Origin of the sequence: Mycobacterium sp., assembly GCF_004298145.1 — a bacterium.
Taxonomy (GTDB): Bacteria; Actinomycetota; Actinomycetes; order Mycobacteriales; family Mycobacteriaceae; genus Mycobacterium.
This window is the reverse complement of record NZ_SCRH01000013.1, coordinates 1-18,960: the sequence shown is the minus strand read 5'-3', so window position 1 is coordinate 18,960 and position 18,960 is coordinate 1. Positions and strand designations below refer to the sequence as shown.

Below are 18,960 nucleotides of genomic sequence, written 5' to 3'. Positions count from 1 at the left end.
CGTGATCGACACCCGGAGGTCGACGTGCCGGCGCGGCGGGCCTTAGGCTTGCCCACGGTCGGCCGGGCGGGCGCGAGGGCTTCGCGCCGCACGCACGACGACCCGTTGCGGCGGTTGCGCGCAGCGGGGTTGACCGAGGCGCAGATCGGCCTGGATCTCGGTGCCCGGATGCTTTGGAGGCAACAGCCGTGTCGATCACCGCGGACATCGCCGCGCCGCCGCCGCGGTGGCCGGGCGTCCTGCGGGCCGAGGCTGACGGCCGCATTCGGGACAACATGACACCATGAGCCCCCGTATCGTTGGAGTGCTGCTGGCCGCCGGCGCCGGGCGACGCTATGGAAAGCCCAAGGTGCTGAGGGACGAGTGGCTCCGGATCGCTTTGCGAGCACTGCGCGACGGCGGGTGCGATGCCGTCGTGCTCGTGCTCGGCGCCGCGGAGGTCCCGGCTCCACCCGGTGTGGTTACGGTTACCGCGGCGGACTGGGATGAAGGGCTGAGCGCCTCGGTGCGCACCGGGCTGGCTCAGGCGGAGCGCATGGACGCCGACTACGCCGTGCTGCACCTCATCGACACCCCCGACGTCGGGGCGGCGGTTGTCGCCCGAGTCCTGCGGCGCGCGTTGGCCTCCCGCGAAGGACTGGGCCGAGCCTGGTTCGATGAACGGCCGGGCCACCCCGTCGTGATCGCACGCCGGCACTGGCCCCGCGTACTGGACGCGATGTCGGGGGACGCGGGTGCCGGCGCCTACCTGCGCACCCGCGACGATGTCGAGAACGTGGACTGCAGCGACCTCGCCAGCGGGGCCGACATCGACGAACCGTAGTCCGCCGTCGCGTCCGACGTGGAACGCCTGGGCGCCAGGAGCACGACACGCCGTGCGTTTCTCCGTGAGCGGGAACCGTTTCATCGACAATTGCGGTTATCCGTGAAGCATCCGAAATATGCTGGTCTGCGGCAACGCCAAGACGCTCAGGGAGGCATGCGATGCTCAGCGTGAAGTGGCTGGAAAAGCCGGCGGCCCATGACTTTCCGGCGGCGGCGAACTACCTCACCATGCTTGCGGACGCGCAGACGGTGCAGAAGGTGATCAAGAAGCTGAAGGCCGGAACCGTCACGCACAAGATGGCCAAAGACATTCTGCGGGCGGCGCAGTTGAGCCTGCTGCCGGTGGACAATCCCCACGTTGCCGCCGACCTGACCAAGATCGAGAAGGGCTTACCGCTGTCGCCCATCCTGCTGGTGCGCGGCGACTTCATGACCGGCGTTCCGTTGCAGATCGCCGACGGCTACCACCGAGTCTGCGCGAGTTATCACACCGACGAGAACACGGCCATTCCCGTGGTCCTCGCGGTGGCGCGCCGCTGATTGCGCTCGCTAGTCCTCGTCGGCGGATTCGTCGGATTCGTCTAAGGCCACGCCGGCCCGGGTGCGCCGCATCCGATGCGATCCCTTGCCCGTCGGGCGCCGGTTTTGCAACTTGGCCCGCGGCTCTTCGCTCTCCTCGGTCGCCTCGGCGGTGTCGGCTACCGGCGCTGCCTCGGTCCCGGCGGACCCGTCGGCCGCCTCGGTCCCGGCGGACTCGTCGGCCGCCTCGGCGGCTTCCGTGGTGTCGGGCTCCTCGGTTTCTGCCGCTTCGACGGCGTCCGCTTCCAGGGCTCCGTCCGTCTCGGCGGGCTCGTCTTCGTCTTCGTCGGTGGCGTCTTCCGCGTCTTCCGCGTCGGCCTCCGCGCCCCTCTTGCGGCGAATGCCCCGTCTCTTGGCGTCCTTGGGTTTTTTCGCCTTGATCGGTTTGGGCGGCGGTGGTGGCAACTCGGCGACAAAGGAGAGATAGAAGGCGAAGAAGCCGAGCAACGCGATCGCCGCGGCCGCCCCGTAAATCCCGAACAACCATGGTCCGGCGGCGTCCAGGCTCAGCCAGATCTCGCTGATCGCCGTCCCGATGATCAGCACGCCAGCCAGCACATGGGCCACAATCGAGGCGACCCGGAGCGACAGCGCCAATTGCGGTGTGCCCAGTTCCGGCTTGCGGGTCCGCAGCAGGGTGAACACCACGGGCAGCGCCGCGAGCGCGACGAGCGCACCCGCCACGATGCGCAGCGCCGTCCCCAACGAATGCGTGGTGTCACCCATCAGCTCAGGCCAGCGGGGCAACACGAAAAAGAAGTAGAGGACGCCGGCAGCGATCGAAAATGACGCGTGCCACGGGATGGCGACCTTGCGCCCCATAAGCCTCCTCATGCTGGGTTGGCTCAAGCCAGCCTAAAGGCGACCAACTCGATTCCAAACCGCTTTGTGCGTGTCCGCCGGGCGGACCGATGGCGGAGGATGCGGGATTTGAACCCGCGAGGGCTGTTAACCCAACCCGCGTTCCAGGCGAGCGCCATAGGCCACTAGGCGAATCCTCCGTGGCCATGGTAGCCGAGGGTCAGGCGGCGGCCGCCAGTTGCTCCGGCTCAGGTATTAGACTCTCGGTGGACCCCGCGCGGCGTCTATCCTGTGAACTCCCCCAGGGCCGGAAGGCAGCAAGGGTCAATGGGCTCTGTCGGGTGCGCGGGGTCCCCTAGGTTAAACGGGTGCCGACCCGCCGCGCCCGGCTCCGCCGCGCTCGCGATCGCCACCTCTCGCGCTTTCGATAGCGAAAGGGTCCATGGTGTCGCTGGAGTCCGTCAGCCCTGCCGAGCTTGCCGCCGCACACACTCGCCACCAGCAGGATTACGCGGGCCTGCAGGCCAAGAAGCTGACCCTGGATCTGACCCGCGGCAAACCGGCCCCCGCCCAGCTCGACCTGTCCAACCAGCTGCTGAGCCTGCCCGGCGATGACTACCGCGACAGCGAGGGCACCGACACCCGCAACTACGGCGGCCTGCACGGCCTGCCGGAGCTGCGCGCCATCTTCGGAGAGTTGCTCGGCATCCCGGTGCAGAACCTGATCGCGGGAAACAACTCCAGCCTGGAACTGATGCACGATCTCGTCGCCTTCTCGATGCTGTACGGCGGCGTGGATTCGCATCGGCCCTGGAAGGACGAGCCCGGCGTCAAGTTCTTGTGCCCTGTCCCCGGCTACGACCGGCACTTCGCCATTACCGAGACGATGGGCATCGAGATGATCCCCGTCCCGACGCTGTCCGACGGTCCGGATATCGGCCTGATCGAGGAACTGGTCGCCGCGGACCCCGCCATCAAGGGCATGTGGACCGTGCCGGTGTTCGGCAACCCCACCGGGGTCACCTACTCGTGGGAGACGGTGCTGCGGCTCGTCCAGATGCGGACCGCGGCCCCCGACTTCCGGCTGTTCTGGGACAACGCGTACGCGGTGCACACCCTGACGCACGACTTCGTCCGGCAGGTCGACGTGCTCGGCCTGGCGGCCGCGGCCGGCAACCCCAACCGGCCGTATGTGTTCGCGTCGACCTCCAAGATCACGTTCGCCGGCGCCGGCGTGAGTTTCCTGGGCGGATCGCTGGGCAACATCGCCTGGTATCTGCAATACGCGGGGAAGAAGTCGATCGGACCGGACAAGATCAACCAGCTGCGGCACCTGCGCTTCTTCCGTGACGCCGACGGCGTGCGCCTGCACATGCTGCGCCACCAGCAGATCCTGGCGCCGAAGTTCGCGCTGGCGGCCGAGATCCTGGATCAGCGGTTGAGCGATTCCAAGATCGCCTCGTGGACCGATCCCAAGGGCGGCTACTTCATCAGCCTCGACGTCTTGTCCGGCACGGCCAAGCGGACCGTCGCGCTGGCCAAGGACGCCGGCATCGCGGTGACCGAGGCGGGTGCGTCGTTCCCGTACCGGAAAGATCCGAACGACACGAACATCCGAATCGCCCCCACCTTCCCGTCGCTGCCGGATCTGCGCGACGCGGTCGACGGCCTGGCCACCTGCGCACTGCTGGCGGCTTCGGAGTCGCTGCTGGCTCGCGATCGAGTGTGAGCCCGCGTCGGGTGTGCGCGGAGGGCGAAAAATCGAAATCCCGCCCTACGTTCACGCTCGACGCCCGGCGGGTTCTCGTCACCCGGCGCCGGTAGCCTGCTGACCGTGGCTCTCTACCGCAAGTACCGTCCGGCAACCTTCGCCGAAGTGGTGGGGCAGGAGCATGTCACCGAGCCGCTGTCGATCGCGCTGGAAGCGGGCCGGATCAACCACGCCTACCTGTTCTCGGGTCCACGCGGCTGCGGAAAGACCTCCTCGGCGCGCATCTTGGCCCGGTCGCTGAACTGCGCTGCAGGACCGACGGCCACTCCCTGCGGAGTCTGCGACTCGTGCGTGGCGCTGGCGCCCAACGCGCCCGGCAGCATCGACGTGGTCGAGCTCGACGCCGCCAGCCACGGCGGTGTCGACGACACCCGCGAGCTGCGGGACCGCGCCTTCTACGCGCCGGCGCAGTCGCGCTACCGGGTGTTCATCGTCGACGAGGCGCACATGGTGACCACCGCAGGGTTCAATGCACTCCTCAAAATCGTGGAGGAACCCCCCGAGCACCTCATCTTCATCTTCGCCACCACCGAACCGGAGAAGGTGCTGCCGACGATCCGGTCGCGCACGCATCACTATCCGTTCCGGCTGTTGCCGCCGAAGACCATGCGGGCCTTGATCGGGCGGATCTGTGAGCAAGAGGGCGTCGTCGTCGACGACGCGGTCTACCCGCTGGTGATCCGCGCCGGCGGCGGTTCGCCCCGTGACACTCTGTCGGTGCTGGACCAACTGGTCGCGGGTTCTGAAGCTGGTCCAGCAGGCGCCCACGTGACCTACCAGCGGGCACTGGGCCTGCTGGGAGCCACCGACCTGGCATTGATCGACGACGCCGTGGATGCCCTGGCCGCCGCGGATGCCGCGGCGCTGTTCGGTGCGGTGGAGTCGGTGATCGATGCGGGCCACGACCCACGGCGCTTCGCCACCGATCTGCTCGAGCGGTTTCGCGACCTGATCCTGCTGCAGGCCGTCCCGGACGCGGCCAGCCGCGGCGTGGTGGACGCCCCGGAGGACGTGCTGGAGCGGATGCGCGACCAGTCGACCCGGATCGGGACGGCGACCCTGACCCGGTACGCCGAGGTGGTGCAAGCGGGGCTCGGGGAGATGCGGGGTGCGACGGCGCCGCGCCTGCTGCTCGAGGTCGTGTGTGCGAGGCTGCTGCTGCCCTCGGCCAGCGACACCGAATCCGCGCTGCTGCAACGCGTCGAGCGGATCGAGACCCGGCTGGACATGTCCATTCCCGGCTCCGAAACCACCGCGAGCGCACCTCGCGGCGCGCCCGGACCGGCCGAGCCCGTCGACCGGCCGGTCCGGTTCACCCGGCCGTCCGCGGCACCTGCCGCCAAGCCCGATCCGAAGCCCGAACCCCAACCCAAGCCCGAACCCGAGCCCGCTCCGGCCCCACCGGTTCCCGCTCCCGAACCCACCGCTGCGCCCGCATCCGAATCGCCCTCTGCCCCTGGTGAACTCAACGCTGCCGCGGTCCGAAGCATGTGGTCGACGGTGCGGGACAAAGTGCGTCAGCGCAGCCGCACCACCGAGGTGATGCTGGCCGGCGCGACCGTCCGGGCGATCGAGGACAACACGTTGGTGCTGAGCCATGAGTCGGCTCCGCTGGCCAAGCGGCTCTGCGAACAGCGCAACGCCGACGTCATCGCCGAAGCGCTCAAAGACGCGCTGGGAGTCAACTGGCGGGTGCGGTGTGAGGCCGGCGCGTCGGCACCCGCCGCGGCCGGCCCGCTGACCCCCAAGCCGGAAGATCTTGCCCCCGAACCGGATTCCGCCCGGCGGGCCGAGGAAGAACACATGCTTGCCGAAGCGGTCCGCGACGAGCCGTCGGCGCCGCGCCGCGATCCGGAAGAGGTTGCGCTCGAACTGCTTCAGAACGAGCTGGGCGCCCGCCGCATCGACAACGGCTAATTCTCAGGCCGTCCACCACGGCCGCAGCGGCAGGTCGTCGTCGCCCCGCGCGTCGGTCTTGGCGGCCAGCACGTGATGTAGCTGAAGGTTGTTCTGCTCGAAGGCAACCCGCGACGCCGCCATGTACAGGCCCCACACCTTCGCGGTCGGCAAGCCGACCTCGGCGACCGCCCTGTCCCAGTGCTCGACCAGATTGTGGCACCAGTCGCGCAGCGTCATCGCGTAGTGATGGCGAAAGTTCTCCGCGTGCAGCACCTCGAAGCCGCAGTCCTGGATCTCGCTGGTGATACGGCCCGAGCCGGTCAGCTCGCCGTCCGGGAAGACGTAGCGATCGGTGAACCCGCCGGCGAACGATGTCGCGGTGTTGTCGCGGCGGGTGATGCAGTGGTTGAGCAGCAGGCCGCCGGTGCGCAGCTTCGACCTCAAGAACCCGAAGTAGGCGGGGTAATTCTTGACGCCGATGTGCTCGGTCAGCCCGATCGAGGACACGGCGTCGAACGCCGCCTCGCCCACGTCGCGGTAGTCGGTGTGGCGCACTTCGGCGAGGCCGGCCAGCCCCTCACCTTCGATCGCCTGCTGTGCCCACTTCGCCTGCTCGGCCGACAGGGTGGCGCCGGTCACCCGGACCCCGCGTCGCGCCGCGTAGCGCACCATGCCGCCCCAGCCGCAGCCGACGTCGAGCAGCCGGTCGCCCGGCTGTAGCCGCAGCTTCTCGAAGATCAGCCGGTACTTGTTCTCCTGCGCCTCTTCCAGCGTCGCGTCGTCATCCGGGTATACCGCGCAGGTGTAGGTCATCGATCGCCCCAGCACCAGTTCGTAGAAGGTGTTGGACACGTCGTAGTGGTGGTGGATGGCCTCGGCGTCACGGGTCTTGGTGTGCATCAGCCCGTCGGCGGTGCGGCGCCACCGGGGCCGCGTCTCCTGCGGCGGCGGTGCGACCGGCAACAACCGCTCGATGCCCATCGACCGGACGACGTTGGCCAGCACCCGCGCCGGCGGCCGCTTGAATTCCATCCGATCGGTCAGCGTCTTGAGCAACTGGTACGGGTCGCCCGGATGCACGCCGTGGGCCTGCAGGTCACCCGACACGTAGGCGCGGGCCAGACCGAGTTCGCCGGGCGCCGTGGCCAGGTAGGTGGCGCCGCGGGGGCTCCGAAGATCCAGACCCAGCTCGGCGTCTTCGCTGCCCGCGGTGCTGCCGTCGTAGGCGGTGAACTTCAGCGGATGTCGCCCGGTCGCGGCGAAGACCTCCAGGATCTCGGCCATGCTGAGTTTCCCCGTCGGCGAGCGGTGGGGTTCTTTGGTTTCCCTCATCGATGTCATCGCCGTTGTACCGCCTTTGCGTAGAGGTCGAGTAAACGAGAATCGGGGTCGTAGGTTTTCTTGACGGTGTTGTAGGCCTCGCCGCCGTACAGCTCGTCGAAGTCCTCGCGGGAATAGAAGGAGTCGGAATACAACGACTTGTGCCCGTCGAGTTCGCCCACCTTGGCTTCGATCATCCGGTTGGTGGCTCCATCGGTGGCGCCCGCGGGCACCGACGACCAGAAGCCGAGGTTGACGTACGTGTGGTCCGGCCGCATCGGGTACAGCGGCCAGCCGTGGTGGTCGCGTAGACGCAACGGGCACAACCAGATTGGCGTGATGGGCACGTTGTCCAGGAACCACTCCAGGAAATCGCAGGTCCGTTCGACCGGCACCTCGACGTCTTGCACCACCCGTTCGCGTGCGGGTCGACCGTTGCGCGCTTCGATGCGGTCGGACACCCCGAAGCGCCGGTCCAGGGCGATCAACCTCGAGTAGACGCTGCTGCGCCGGTAGCGGCGGGGCCACCAGCGTCGCAGCCGCGGATTCTGCACGCCGAACGCGCGTGAGCACCAGAACCAATCGGTGTCCCAGCGCCAGAAATAGTCGTGCATGGTCAGCCGGTCGTCCTTGGTGGCTTCCACACCGGGGGCGTCGTGCCGGATGGACTGGTAGTAGACGTTCTTACCCGTGTAGTCGCTGACCGGGCCGGGGGTCGTGGTCCGTCGGCCCACGCACAGGTAGCTTTCATCGGCGCTGAACACCACCCCGTCGAGATAGTCGACCGGTGTTCCGCCCTGCCCGCCGGTGTCGATGATGCGTTCGGCCGCCGCGATCAGAGCGGGCAGGGAGCGGAAGCGGACGTGGCGCAGCGCCACAAACGGTGCGACGGATTCCAACTCGATCCGTAGCCGGGTCGAATACCCAAGTGTCCCATACGAATTCGGGAAGGCGCGGAACAGGTCCGGGTACTGGGTGCGGGATGTGGTGAGCAAATCGCCAGCGCCGGTGAGGATATCCATCTCCAGCACCGATTCATGCGGCAGCCCGTTGCGGAACGACGCCGACTCGATACCCAGGCCGCTGACCGCGCCGCCCAGGGTAATGGTCTTCAGCTGCGGGACGACCAGCGGCGAGAGACCGTACGGCAGGGTCGCGGCCACCAGGTCCGCGTACGTGCACATGCCGGCCACATCCGCGGTGCGGGTTTCGGGATCCACACCCAGGACGCCGGTCAGCCCGGACGTGTCCAAACCAGGCGCATCACGTTTGGTGCGGGCGCGGAACAGGTTTGACGTCGGCTTGGCCAGCCGGACTGCCGACGCTGCCGGGATGGATCGATAACTTGCCAGCAGCCGGTCAACGCCCGACTTGTGGGCCGAGAGTGCAGATCCAAGGACAGGCACCGCATATACCCTAGTCTTCGACAACGGCCCGCGCACCCGTCGCGAGCGGCAGCACCGGGGAAATCATCACGAGGAGGGGTCGCCTTGGGACAGGTGAGCGCAGACAGCACCATCTTGATCAACGCCGAGCCTGCGGCAACCCTTGCCGCCGTCGCGGACTATCAGACGGTGCGTCCGAAAATTCTCTCCCCGCAGTACAGCGGCTACCAGGTGCTGCAGGGCGGGCAGGGGGCGGGCACGGTCGCCACGTGGAAGCTGCAAGCCACCAGATCACGCGTCCGCGATGTCCAGGTCGACGTCGACGTGGCCGGGCACACCGTCATCGAGAAGGACGCCAACTCGACGATGGTGATCAACTGGACGGTGGCGCCCGCCGGGCCCGGCTCCAGCGTCACCGTGAAGACCACCTGGACCGGCGCCGGCGGCGTGAAGGGCTTCTTCGAAAAGACCTTTGCGCCGTTGGGGCTGAAGAGGATTCAGGGCGAGGTCTTGGCGAACCTGAAAAGGGAACTGGAAGCCTGAGCCAGGGGGTTTCACGCGTTGCCGAAGGGTGGCCCGGTCGTTTTCGTCGCGCGAGCAGCGCGGTGTGATCAACGTCCGATCACCACAGTCGCTACGCGGGCCGGCCCGGTTGCCGGGCACGACCGGCGACCATGGCCGTCGCGCCCCGCGGTCGGGTGCGGAACTCGACGGAAATCGCCGGGTCGGCGTAGTGTGCGAGCGCACGCAGGGCCGAAGGGCTATAGGCGCGTAGCGAGCTGATGACCGCATCGTGCAACGGCGGGTTCAGGCTGGTGAACGGGAGTGTGAGCGTCAACAACCCCAATTGGAGCGGTGCCCGCCACCTGCGGAGGTCGATGACCAACAACTTCTTAGCCGCTCGGGTCCCTTCGGCGAACGCCTGAGCGGCCTGTTCGGGCGCCAGGTGATGCAACGACAGCGCGAACACCGCCAGGTCGTAATACCCGTCGGGGGCATCGATTGCGGTGGCGTCCATTTCGCGCACTGTGGCGCGCGGGTGACTGCCGAGGTCGCTGGCGGCGACGGCGGCCACATACTCGGGATCGACGTCGGTGACCGTCACCTGAGCGGTGGGGTGAAACTCCAGCAGCTTGCGCGACAACCCGCCGAGGCCGCACCCGAGCTCGAGGATCTTCGGCGAGGCGATTTCGGTCACCTCATCAAGCGCCGCGCGGGCGCACAGCGCGTAATTACCGAGAAACCGCCGCCGTCCGCTGCGGTCGAGCGCCTGGATCACCTTGCGCCTGAGATCGTCGACGTCGTCGCGGTCCAGGTATTCCAGCCGGTCGGTACGCAGCCGCCGGTCCAGCCACGAGGCGTCCGGCCCGCCCCGGGGCATGCTCGCGATGTCGTGGGCCATCCTGTCCATGCGGACCATCATGGATGACGGCAGACGCGGTCCGGCATAAAACGGTCACAAATTCACACAAAACGGCACAATTCGAAAGCGAACGGCGTCCGACTCCAGGAGGGGCATCAGCCGGCCTCGTCGAGCACCTCGGTCAACTCACGGACCTCGGCCTCCGGATACTGACGACAAGTGGTGGGATCGTCCGATGTAATCTCCAAACACTCACGTGCGTCGATATTCATCGAATTCCCTCGGCCCAGGCCGCGGCTACGTGCAATGCGTGCGACATCCTCGCCTCGCTTAGGAATTCGATCGATTGTCGCAAAGATACGCGGCTGGGGCCGCGACAGAGAATTGCCGGACATGCCGGAACACCGAGGATTTGTCGTCTCGCGTCCGGCCGACGTTGTGACGTTTCGGTACTGAACGCCCTGCCCAAGCAAAGTCCGATGGCGGCCGGCTCGCTCGCGGTGACCTGGGCCAAGGCGCGGGCCGCCGCGCCCATGGCCCCCGCCGGGCATGGTGGCCGACGATTGACAGCTGGTTTGCTGGACGGCTCACTGCGATGAACACCCGGCTGGCCGGTGCGGCGCCGCAAGTGGTGTTACGGCGATGCAAATATTGCGAGAAGCGCACCTCGATTGAGTCCTCATCTCCGAGGGGGAGATCGACCGCGGACTCCGTGGAACCCACCGACCTTCCCTACGTCGGCTGCCCGGACTGGGATTGTCGTGGCCTGCTAATTTGCGGGTCGATGCGGACGGTTTACGAAACCCCTGACGGGCACTCGGATTGACCGAACCGGCGCCCCGCATCCCGCTGGGGAGCGCGGGCCGCACGCAAGGAGACGAGGACGCACTTTCGGGGGGCCTGTCAATCGCCGAAACCAAGGTGTCCCGAACGGAGAACAGTGTTAGCCTGACCCAGTGGAAGGATCCGAGCCTTCCACCCCCGCCGGGGCGACCTTCGTACTCTTCTGGGACGTTTCGGCCGGATGATGAGCCCTTCGTGGGCAACGGAGGTTTACGACCGTGGCGCCTTCCGACCCGCCCGATGGCGCTTGAATCATGGGATCTGGCCATATGGAATACAGAAAGGTCCGCTCCTTCTCGGATATAGAGCAATTGTGTCGCCGAAATGACACTATCGTCACATTGTGCGGGGGTGGATTGGACAGCGCATATCTGTTGGCGCAGTTGTCGAAACTCGACGTGTATCTTATCGCACTGTCCATCGACGTCGGTGACGAATTCGATCTTGAACAGTTTTCATCCATCGCGGATAAGTTTGATCTACAAATAACCAGATTCGACTACCGAAAAGAATTCGTCGAAGAGTTCGTGTACCCGTCGATTCTCGCGGGCGGCAGATATCTTGGACAGCATCCCATTAGTGCATCGCTGTCACGACCATTGATCGCCCGAGTCGGTGTGGAGTTCGCGCGCTCGGTCGGCGCGAAGTGTCTGCTCCATACGGCCAACCAGTCGCAAAATAGTCTCAGGAGGCTCAATGGAGCCATTTCCGACCTGGGTTTCGAGGGCTACTACGGATCGCCCTACGAGCTCGATGCCCTCAGCCGCGAATTCAAGCGCGTGGAACTTCAACAGGAGTTCGGCATTTCCGGCTTTGCGAATCGGATGACAAGCACCGACACCAACTTGTGGTGCAGAGAGTTCGAAAGTGGAAGCCTGGACGATCCCGAGCAGTTTGAAATCGACCAGAATCTCTACCAGTGGTCCGTCCAAACTGAAACGGCCAGCCGTGTGGTAGAGCTGCGCTTCGAGGGCGGGCATGTCGTATCGGTGGACACTGAACCTGTCGCTGACTTCGTCGACCTGATACGCGGCCTGAACACCACAATCGGCCGTTACGGTATCGGACGCTTCAGCAGTCTGGAGCATCTCGAAAACGGCGAGAAGGTGCTTGAGGTCCGCGAAGCTCCCGCCGCGACGCTCATCCTCGAAGGTTTCGCACAGCTCGCATCAGCGACCGTCGAGGTGGAAACCCTCCGTTGGATGCGCACTCTCGGTGAGGCTTTGATATTGGAGGCTGTCGAGGGGCGATGGTTCCGCGGTCTCCGAGCGGCCTTGCAGTCTTTCCTCGAGGTGAGCGCGCACCGCGTAAGTGGCGAAGTCCGGTTCACTCTTCGCAACGGTGGGTTCGAGCTCGCGGGGTTGAAGGCCGTATCACCGCTTTACATTCGTGATCGGGAGCAGTGGGAGTACGCAAAAGCCGCCGCGGCCAAATCCGTGACAACGGGTCGGCTCGATGACACTTCCGTCTTGGCTGTGCGACGGAACGACCGTCGCTTTGGCCCGGAAGTCGAATTGCTCGACGCCGGCCTAGCACATCGTCCCGATAGCGGGAGTGCAGGGCAGGACCACGAACGCTGGCCGTATAACGCCGCTGCGCAAAGGGTTTCTTCTCCGAAGCCGTTGCCTGGCGCACCATGACCGCCGCCGATCTACTGCGGGGGAGTGCTACATGGGCCGGCGAAGGTCGCGCAACAATTCGCCTGGGGCGCTGCGGCTTTCCGTCACGCCGTTGTGAGGGTCGTTGTGTCGGTCCGCGTCATCGCCGTAACCTCGAAACATGAGTGGGCCCGATGACCGTGTTCGCGGCATCGACGCAAGTCACCGCAGCGAGATCGGGGAGATGGATCTGCGGGTGCGGGCGCTGGAAAGCGTGCTCGTCGAGAAGGGCTACGTCGATCCGGCGGCACTCGACGAGCTCATCGACACCTATGAGACACGCATTGGTCCCCGCAACGGTGCACGTGTGGTCGCTCGCGCGTGGGTTGATGCCAGCTACCGCGACTGGCTGCTGAGCGACGCCACCGCCGCGATCGCGTGGCTGGGCTACACCGGCCGGCAGAGCGAGCACATGATCGCAGTGGAGAACACGCCCCAGCGACACAATCTGGTGGTCTGCACGCTGTGCAGCTGCTATCCGTGGGCGGTGTTGGGGCTGCCGCCCGCCTGGTACAAGAGCGCGCAGTACCGGTCGCGTGCGGTGCGTGACCCGCGTGGTGTGCTTGCCGAGTTCGGCGTGACCCTGCCGGCAGGCACAGACATCCGTGTCTGGGATTCGACGGCCGAGGTCCGTTATCTCGTGGTGCCCATCCGGCCTGTCGGAAGCGAAGACCTCGGCGAAGAGGAGCTCGCCGGGTTAGTGACACGCGATTCGATGATCGGCACCGGTGTACCCCTGCGCCCCGAGGCCCTCGACGCATGAGTAGCGACGATTACGTCACGCACGCTGACCTAGGCGGTCAGCTGGGACACGGTTCCATCAAACTCGAGTCCGGGTTCGAGCCCTGGCACGCGGCCTGGGAGCCGCGTGTCTTCGCGCTTCAGCTGTCGATGGGCGCCTCCGGAGTCTGGAATCTCGACATGACACGTTCCGCACGCGAAACCCTGCCGGACTACGACCAACGCAGCTACTACGAAATCTGGTTCGGCGCTTTGCTCAAGCAGCTCGAGGAGCGCGGGTTGGTCTCCGCCGACGAACTGGCCGCCGGCCGGTCGCTCCGCCCGCCGATCCCGGTGCCCCGCATCGTGCGCGCGCGCGACGTGCCGACGCTGCAGGCCCACGGCGCGCCCACCGAGCGGTCCGCAACCAAGGCGCCTCGGTTCGCTGTCGGCCAGCGCGTGCGCACGATTTCCGGGCCCACCCCGCATCACACCCGCCTGCCGGAATATGGGCAGGGCAAGCCGGCGGTGATCGAACGGTTGCACGGGATGCACGTCTTCGCCGATGCGAATGCCAGTGGTCACGGGGAACAGCCGCAGTGGCTGTATACGGTGGTGTTCCGCGGCACCGACCTCTGGCCGGACGCCGAGCGGGGCTTGACCGTGTCGGTCGACGCATGGGAACCGTACTTGGAAGCGGCATGAATCGGCCCGCACGCCTTCGTCGGGTCATCGGCGCCGGCGGGCCGGTGTTCGCAGAGCCTTGGGAGGCAAGGGCTTTCGCAATGGCGGTTTCATTGCACGAGCGCGGGCTGTATACCTGGTCCGAGTGGGCCGACGCGCTGGCCAGTCGTATCAAAGCGTCACCAGCACATGCCGATTCCAACGTGGGCGACACCTACTACCAGCACTGGCTTGATGCGCTCGAAGACCTGTTGGCGCGCAAAGGCATCGGCTCGGCCGAGACGGCACGCTGGCGTGCTGCCTGGCAACACGCGGCGGACCGCACACCGCATGGTGCACCGATCGAACTACAAGCCGAGGACTTCGACCCAGCTCACAACGCCGGCACCGGGCGGCAATGACCGATGATTCCGGCTGCGCCCCCGCGCGATCCCGGCTCAGCCTTGCGCCCGAACCTCGATATCCATCGGCTTGCGCGCCGACGCGATCACATAATCCGTCAAGCCAGTCCCTCGTTCCCACACCTCTACACCGCGGCACTGGGCGCGATCGTCATCCGAAATCTCGACGACCACTTCATCCATCTTCTTGCCCTCGAGGCGTTGCCGAGCGTATTTGGCCATCCCGGGGAACACGTCTTGCCGGATCGATTCCACGAGCACGTCGTCGAACCCCGCGGCCGACAGCCGACGTGAATACTCATCGCGGTCATAGTTATTGGCCTCGGGAATGTGGCCGTACCTTCGGCCGAAGGTAGTTGCTCGAGCCGGTTTCCTGCCCGGGGTCGGGAGCATGTCGGCGAGCGCGATCGTTCCTCCCGGTTTGAGGACGCGAAACGCTTCGCGCATGAAGTCGTCACGCGTGTCGAAGTGAAAGGCGCATTCCAGGGCCAAGACTCGCTCAAACGATGCGGTGGGAAAATCCATTGCGGTCGCGGAGCCGAGCCGAATGTCGATCTGTTTCTCCAGTCCGCGCTCGGCGACGCGTTCCCGACCCTTCTCGACGTGGACGGGCGTGATGTCGATGCCGGTGATATGAGACACCTTGAACCGATCGAGAAGAGCAAAATCCTGCTCCGCGAAACCCACACCGACGTCGAGTATTTCGTCGCTTGGCTGCAGTCCGGCCCGCGTGCCCAGAAGCTCGACCATCGCGATGCACGCATCGGGATAGGTACGAGCGGCTTTCCAGTAACCGTTGTTGAGCCACAGCGGCTTGGATTGGTCGGCATACCTGTCATTCATGAAGTCGATGACGTCATCGCCGAGGACCGTGTAGTAGCCCGCGGCGTCTTTCTGTCGGATCAGGCTGAAGGAGCGCACGACCGTCAAGAAGGCCCAGTAAATCGAAAGGGCAATTCGCCGCATTTGTTCCTCCTCGACGGGCTAGAGCAGTCCGAGCAATTGCAAATCGGTGACGTATTTGATGATGATCGGCGGCGAGATGTGTGGGATGTCCGGGCTGTCCTTGTCTCGACCGATTCTTGCTTCTTGCACCGCCGCCCGGAATCGGTCGGCCGGCGCGAACGACCCACGGGTCGGCTCGGGGGGATCGACTGGCGCGGAATTGCGCAACAAGAGCATCTGCAGCAACGAGTGCTGGCGCTGCCAATTCGGCAGGGCACCGAGGGCGGTCTCGAACCGCTGCAACCACTCCCCAAAGTCTCCGATGCGCTGGATCGGGTAACCGGCGTCGATCAGCCAGTCGACATATTCGTCGGGCCCGATGCCGTCGTCGTGCGGGTTCATCACGTGATAGGTCTCAAACCCCTCGAGCGCCCGTGCACCCAGTGTGGCGATGGCCTCGGCGATGAAGTCGACGGGCAGCCCGTCAAAGTGGGCGCGTTGCCGGTTGCCCCTGCCGTCGAGCCGGAAGAACGAGCCGGGCGCGATGCCGGCGGCCACCAAGCTCAGCACCATCCGGGTGACCGTGTCCGACAGGTTCAGCTGGCCTGCGTACGTCGGGTCGGCCAAGATCACGTCGCAACGGAACACCGCCACCGGCAGCCCGCACAGGTCATTGGCTGCACGCAGCAGTACCTCACCGGCCCATTTGCTGTTGGCGTAGCCGTCGCCGTAGCTGTCGCCGACTGTGCGGGTGGGGCTGATGACCCGGATGTCGGCGTCCTCGGTGAAGGCGGCCGAATCGATCTGGGTTCGCACGTCGGCAGTCGACACGAAGTTGTAGGACTTGAGTTTCGTGGTGAGCGCGATCCGGATCAGCTCGGCGGTGCCCACCACATTGGGCCCGAATAGCTCGCTGTAGGGGAAGACGGCATTGACCAGGGCAGCGGAGTCGACGATCAGGTCGACGGTATCGGCCAGCCGCTGCCAGGTCTGTGGGTCGAGCCCCAGGTTCGCTTCCCCCTTGTCACCGGCGACGACCACCAAATGATCGGCGGCCAGTTCCCGGAAGTGGCGCAGCAGCCCCGGGTCGCCGCTATCGAAAGTCTTGCTCAAACGGGCCAGCGCGTCCTCGTCGCACTCTCCTCGCACCAGGCAGATCAGCGTGCCGTCGACCAGCTTCATCCGCTCCAGCCATTCCAGCACCAGGTAGCGGCCGAGGAAGCCGGTGGCCCCGGTGAGCAGAACGGTTCTCACCTCGGCGCTGGGGCCCGGCAGAGTCGGTGCCTTGGCCAGCGTCGTCGCGTCGATGAACTTGTCCAGCGTGAGGTCGGCGGCGTGCACCTCGGTGGAGTTGCGGCCGTGCACGGACGCAAAGCTGGGACCGCTGGCCGAGCCGGCACGCCTGCCCAACTGCTCGCCGAGTTTCCGGACGGACGGCGCGTCGAACACGGTGCGGACCGAAAGGTCGGCGTCCAGGCGGGAGTTGATCGCGGCGATCAGGCGCATCGCCGACAGGGAATTCCCGCCGAGGTCGAAGAACGAGTCGTCAGTTCCGACCCGCTCGACCCCGAGCACGTGAGTGTAAATGCCGGCCAGGATCTCCTCAGTGGGGCTGGCCGGGGCCCGGTACTGGGCCGCCGAGTACTCGGGCGCCGGGAGTGCGCGGGTGTCGAGTTTGCCGTTGGGGGTGAGCGGTAGCGACTCGATGGTCATCACCGCGGCCGGCACCATGTAGGCCGGTAGCCGCTCGCTCAGCTGAATTCGTAGGTCGCTGGGGTTGGCGGTGCCGGTGATGTAGCCGATGAGGCGTTTGTCGCCGGGGCGGTCCTCGCGGGCGATGACGACGGCTTGGTCGACGCCGTCGAGAGACGTTAGGGCGGTTCGGATTTCGCCGAGTTCGATGCGGTAGCCGCGGATCTTGACCTGTTCGTCGGCGCGCCCCACAAACTGCAGCTGACCGTCGGCGCGCCATCGCACCAGATCGCCGGTGCGATACATGCGGGCCCCTTGCCCCCCGAACGGGCTCGCCACGAACCGCGATGCGGTCAGCCCGGGTCGGCACCAATACCCCACTCCCACACCGGCGCCGGCGATATATAACTCGCCGACCACCCCGGCTGGCACCGAACGCAACCACCCGTCCAGAACGAAAAAGGCCGCACCCGCCACCGGCGAGCCCATTGGCGGCGACCCCGACCCGGATTTCAGCGGCGCGCTCATGGACGTGTACACCGTGGTCTCGGTAGGGCCGTAGGCGTGGACCATCAACCGTCCCGGAGCCCACCGATCCACCAGCTCTCCCGGGCAAACCTCGCTGGCCGCCACCAACGTCACCCCATCCAGCCCCTCCGACGACAACATTCCGGCCGCCGACGGCGTCTGAATGAGCATGCTGACCTTTTCGGCCACCAGCAAGGCGTGCAGGTCCTCCGGTGAGCGGCCCACCGACTCGGGGACCACCACCAGCCGCCCACCGCGGAACATCGCACCCCACATCTCCCACGCCGAGACGTCGAAGGCCAGCGAATGCCATTGCGACCACACCTGTTCCGGCTCCAGCCAGGTGTCCAGCGACTTCAGCAGCTGGGTCAGGTTGTGGTGGGTGATGGCCACGCCTTTGGGGGCGCCGGTGGTGCCCGAGGTGTACATGAGGTAGGCGATGTCGTCGGGCGTCGGTCCCCGCAGTGCGGTGGCGGGCTGGGTGTCGAGACGGGGATCGTCGACATCGATGATCGGTAGGTCGGTCCCGTTCAGTCGGCCGGCCAGCGCGGCGGTGGTGATCGCGGCCATCGGTGTGGCATCGGCGATCATGAATTCGATGCGCGCCGCCGGCAGTGCCGGGTCGATCGGTAGGTAGGCCGCGCCGGTCTTGAGCACCGCCAAGATCGCGACGACTGCTTCGGCGGAACGTGAAAGCAGCAGCGCCACACGCTGTCCCGGTCCGGCGCCGTGGTCGGCCAGCAGGTTCGCCAACCGGTTGGCGGCCTCGTCGAGTTCGCGGTAGGTCATCGAGTTGCCGTCGAAGGTGACAGCCACCGCTGCGGGGGTGCGGGCCAACTGTTCAGCGAACGACGCGGGAATCGACATGGCGGGGGGCGCCGGCCGGGTCAGCACCGCGCGGTTACCAAACTGATCCAGACGTGCGCGCTCATCCTCGTCGAGCAGATCCACCGTCGACAACCGCTGTGTGGGGTCGGCGGTCATCGCCGCCAGCACCCGCTGGAACCGGTCGATCAGGGCCTGGATGCTGTCAGCGTCGAACACGTCGGTGTCGTACTCGAGACGAAGGCCAAGCTCCGGTCCCGGGGTGGCTTGCACGGTCAGCGGATAGTGGTTGGATTCGCGGCCGGTGAATTCGGTGATGGCCAGCTCGTGGTCGCCGGCGAGGGCGGTGGTGTCGACGGGGTAGTTCTCCAGCACGAACAAGGTGTCGAAGAGCTGATCGTGGCCGGTGATGCGGTGGATCTCGCTGAGTGCCAGGTGCTGGTGGTCCAGTGTGTCGTTGTAGGCGGTTTGCAGTTGGTCGAGCAGGTCGGCGGTGGTGTTGGCCGGCGTGATGCGCGCCCGCACGGGCACGGTGTTGATCAACAGGCCCACCATCGAATCCGAACCGATCACCTCGGCCGGCCTGCCCGAGACCGTGGTGCCGAAGGCCACGTCATGCTGGCCGGTCAGCCACATCAGCAGCTGGGCCCATGCGGCCTGCAGCACGGTGTTGACGGTGCTGTGGGATGAGCGCGCCAGTTCGCTGATCGCCCGGGAGGTT

The 18,960-nt window shown here is 66.3% G+C and carries 15 protein-coding genes, 1 tRNA gene, 1 other RNA gene and 1 pseudogene; 11 read left to right on the top strand and 7 right to left on the bottom strand.

Annotated features, from left to right (window positions below):
- Nucleotides 1–12: 12 nt before the first annotated feature.
- The 3 genes and pseudogenes from EPN51_RS04560 to EPN51_RS04550 form a co-directional block, all read left to right on the top strand.
- Nucleotides 13–287, top strand: a pseudogene (locus EPN51_RS04560) (XshC-Cox1 family protein); the annotation flags it as partial.
- Nucleotides 284–823, top strand: a complete 540-nt coding sequence (locus EPN51_RS04555; RefSeq protein ID WP_293037761.1) for an NTP transferase domain-containing protein — start codon at nucleotides 284–286, stop codon at nucleotides 821–823. The pseudogene EPN51_RS04560 and the gene EPN51_RS04555, both read left to right, overlap by 4 nt.
- 161 nt (nucleotides 824–984) lie before the next feature.
- Complete coding sequence (locus tag EPN51_RS04550; RefSeq protein WP_293037759.1) at nucleotides 985–1,365, top strand: hypothetical protein; 381 nt, start codon at nucleotides 985–987, stop codon at nucleotides 1,363–1,365.
- Nucleotides 1,366–1,374: 9 nt separating this feature from the next.
- Here EPN51_RS04550 and EPN51_RS04545 read toward each other — a convergent pair whose 3' ends face one another.
- Both EPN51_RS04545 and EPN51_RS04540 read right to left on the bottom strand, forming a co-directional pair.
- Nucleotides 1,375–2,226: a hypothetical protein gene (locus EPN51_RS04545; RefSeq protein ID WP_293037757.1), complete on the bottom strand. Its 852-nt coding sequence runs from the start codon at nucleotides 2,224–2,226 to the stop codon at nucleotides 1,375–1,377.
- 90 nt (nucleotides 2,227–2,316) lie between these two features.
- Nucleotides 2,317–2,405: transfer RNA gene (locus tag EPN51_RS04540), tRNA-Ser, on the bottom strand.
- 65 nt (nucleotides 2,406–2,470) lie between these two features.
- Between EPN51_RS04540 and ffs the strand changes: the two genes are divergently transcribed.
- The 3 genes from ffs to EPN51_RS04525 all read left to right on the top strand — a co-directional run bounded on the left by ffs (nucleotide 2,471) and on the right by EPN51_RS04525 (nucleotide 5,893).
- Nucleotides 2,471–2,565, top strand: an RNA gene (ffs, locus tag EPN51_RS04535) — signal recognition particle sRNA small type.
- Nucleotides 2,566–2,650: 85 nt separating this feature from the next.
- The gene (locus EPN51_RS04530; protein WP_293038133.1) at nucleotides 2,651–3,934 is read left to right on the top strand and encodes an aminotransferase class I/II-fold pyridoxal phosphate-dependent enzyme; all 1,284 of its coding nucleotides are present in this window, start codon (nucleotides 2,651–2,653) and stop codon (nucleotides 3,932–3,934) included.
- Between the two features lie 105 nt (nucleotides 3,935–4,039).
- Nucleotides 4,040–5,893, top strand: a complete 1,854-nt coding sequence (locus EPN51_RS04525; RefSeq protein ID WP_293037754.1) for a DNA polymerase III subunits gamma/tau — start codon at nucleotides 4,040–4,042, stop codon at nucleotides 5,891–5,893.
- A 3-nt stretch (nucleotides 5,894–5,896) separates the two neighbouring features.
- Here the strand turns inward: EPN51_RS04525 and EPN51_RS04520 are convergent, their stop codons facing one another.
- Together EPN51_RS04520 and EPN51_RS04515 are read right to left on the bottom strand one after the other, a co-directional pair.
- Entirely contained in the window at nucleotides 5,897–7,207 is a 1,311-nt protein-coding gene (locus EPN51_RS04520; RefSeq protein ID WP_293038131.1) for a class I SAM-dependent methyltransferase, read from the bottom strand.
- Between the two features lie 5 nt (nucleotides 7,208–7,212).
- Nucleotides 7,213–8,601 (bottom strand): FAD-binding oxidoreductase, encoded by a 1,389-nt coding sequence (locus EPN51_RS04515; protein ID WP_293037751.1) that lies wholly within the window; start codon nucleotides 8,599–8,601, stop codon nucleotides 7,213–7,215.
- An 84-nt stretch (nucleotides 8,602–8,685) separates the two neighbouring features.
- On the opposite strand from EPN51_RS04515, the gene EPN51_RS04510 reads away from it, so the two are divergent.
- Nucleotides 8,686–9,123: an SRPBCC family protein gene (locus EPN51_RS04510; protein ID WP_293037749.1), complete on the top strand. Its 438-nt coding sequence runs from the start codon at nucleotides 8,686–8,688 to the stop codon at nucleotides 9,121–9,123.
- 91 nt (nucleotides 9,124–9,214) lie between these two features.
- Here EPN51_RS04510 and EPN51_RS04505 read toward each other — a convergent pair whose 3' ends face one another.
- Entirely contained in the window at nucleotides 9,215–9,991 is a 777-nt protein-coding gene (locus EPN51_RS04505) for a class I SAM-dependent methyltransferase (RefSeq protein WP_293037746.1), read from the bottom strand.
- A 1,049-nt stretch (nucleotides 9,992–11,040) separates the two neighbouring features.
- Between EPN51_RS04505 and EPN51_RS04500 the strand changes: the two genes are divergently transcribed.
- The 4 genes from EPN51_RS04500 (at nucleotide 11,041) to EPN51_RS04485 (ending at nucleotide 14,249) form a co-directional block, all read left to right on the top strand.
- On the top strand, nucleotides 11,041–12,426 hold the full coding sequence (locus EPN51_RS04500; RefSeq protein WP_366509379.1) for an argininosuccinate synthase-related protein: 1,386 nt from the start codon (nucleotides 11,041–11,043) through the stop codon (nucleotides 12,424–12,426).
- Nucleotides 12,427–12,565: 139 nt separating this feature from the next.
- A complete protein-coding gene (nthA, locus tag EPN51_RS04495; RefSeq protein WP_293037741.1) occupies nucleotides 12,566–13,207 on the top strand; it encodes a nitrile hydratase subunit alpha in 642 nt (213 codons plus the stop codon).
- On the top strand, nucleotides 13,204–13,869 hold the full coding sequence (gene nthB, locus EPN51_RS04490; RefSeq protein WP_293037738.1) for a nitrile hydratase subunit beta: 666 nt from the start codon (nucleotides 13,204–13,206) through the stop codon (nucleotides 13,867–13,869). The genes nthA and nthB overlap by 4 nt, the downstream gene beginning before the upstream one ends.
- The gene (locus EPN51_RS04485; RefSeq protein WP_366509377.1) at nucleotides 13,842–14,249 is read left to right on the top strand and encodes a nitrile hydratase accessory protein; all 408 of its coding nucleotides are present in this window, start codon (nucleotides 13,842–13,844) and stop codon (nucleotides 14,247–14,249) included. Before nthB ends, EPN51_RS04485 begins: the two co-directional genes overlap by 28 nt.
- Nucleotides 14,250–14,285: 36 nt before the next feature.
- Here EPN51_RS04485 and EPN51_RS04480 read toward each other — a convergent pair whose 3' ends face one another.
- On the bottom strand, nucleotides 14,286–15,215 hold the full coding sequence (locus tag EPN51_RS04480; RefSeq protein ID WP_293037733.1) for a class I SAM-dependent methyltransferase: 930 nt from the start codon (nucleotides 15,213–15,215) through the stop codon (nucleotides 14,286–14,288).
- Between the two features lie 18 nt (nucleotides 15,216–15,233).
- On the bottom strand, nucleotides 15,234–18,960 hold a 3,727-nt coding region (locus EPN51_RS04475; protein WP_293037731.1), incomplete at its 5' end, for a non-ribosomal peptide synthetase.

Coding starts and splice junctions, on each gene's coding strand:
- EPN51_RS04520 (WP_293038131.1), bottom strand. CDS start 7,207: ATGAGGGAAACCAAAGAACCCCACCGCTCGCCGACGGGGAAACTCAGC.
- EPN51_RS04545 (WP_293037757.1), bottom strand. CDS start 2,226: ATGGGGCGCAAGGTCGCCATCCCGTGGCACGCGTCATTTTCGATCGCT.
- nthA (WP_293037741.1), top strand. CDS start 12,566: ATGAGTGGGCCCGATGACCGTGTTCGCGGCATCGACGCAAGTCACCGC.
- EPN51_RS04555 (WP_293037761.1), top strand. CDS start 284: ATGAGCCCCCGTATCGTTGGAGTGCTGCTGGCCGCCGGCGCCGGGCGA.
- EPN51_RS04500 (WP_366509379.1), top strand. CDS start 11,041: ATGGGATCTGGCCATATGGAATACAGAAAGGTCCGCTCCTTCTCGGAT.
- EPN51_RS04485 (WP_366509377.1), top strand. CDS start 13,842: ATGGGAACCGTACTTGGAAGCGGCATGAATCGGCCCGCACGCCTTCGT.
- nthB (WP_293037738.1), top strand. CDS start 13,204: ATGAGTAGCGACGATTACGTCACGCACGCTGACCTAGGCGGTCAGCTG.
- EPN51_RS04505 (WP_293037746.1), bottom strand. CDS start 9,991: ATGGACAGGATGGCCCACGACATCGCGAGCATGCCCCGGGGCGGGCCG.
- EPN51_RS04480 (WP_293037733.1), bottom strand. CDS start 15,215: ATGCGGCGAATTGCCCTTTCGATTTACTGGGCCTTCTTGACGGTCGTG.
- EPN51_RS04550 (WP_293037759.1), top strand. CDS start 985: ATGCTCAGCGTGAAGTGGCTGGAAAAGCCGGCGGCCCATGACTTTCCG.